This window comes from Bacillus sp. 1021 (genome assembly GCF_014534735.1).
GTDB lineage: Bacteria > Bacillota > Bacilli > Bacillales > Bacillaceae > Bacillus > Bacillus siamensis.
In genome coordinates this window covers 1-255 of the sequence record NZ_JACVSR010000026.1, presented here as the reverse complement: position 1 = coordinate 255, position 255 = coordinate 1, and the positions used below count along the sequence as shown (strand labels likewise).

The following is a 255-nucleotide window of genomic DNA, read 5'->3' as shown; positions in this document are numbered from 1 at the left end:
ATCGCGGGGTGGAGCAGTTCGGTAGCTCGTCGGGCTCATAACCCGAAGGTCGCAGGTTCAAATCCTGCCCCCGCAACCAAAAAAAATGGTCCGGTAGTTCAGTTGGTTAGAATGCCTGCCTGTCACGCAGGAGGTCGCGGGTTCGAGTCCCGTCCGGACCGCCATTTATATAAAAAGGCTCGGTAGCTCAGTTGGTAGAGCAACGGACTGAAAATCCGTGTGTCGGCGGTTCGATTCCGTCCCGAGCCACCATTT

3 tRNA genes are annotated in these 255 nt (G+C 56.1%); all 3 read left to right on the top strand.

From position 1 onward, the window contains the following. Positions 1-2: 2 nt before the first annotated feature. The 3 genes from ICW23_RS18835 to ICW23_RS18825 all read left to right on the top strand — a co-directional run bounded on the left by ICW23_RS18835 (position 3) and on the right by ICW23_RS18825 (position 252). Positions 3-79 (top strand) — tRNA-Met (locus ICW23_RS18835). A gap of 8 nt (positions 80-87) precedes the next feature. Beyond that, a tRNA-Asp gene (locus ICW23_RS18830) sits at positions 88-164 on the top strand. Positions 165-176: 12 nt separating this feature from the next. Then, a tRNA-Phe gene (locus tag ICW23_RS18825) sits at positions 177-252 on the top strand. The last annotated feature ends 3 nt before the right edge of the window (positions 253-255 follow it).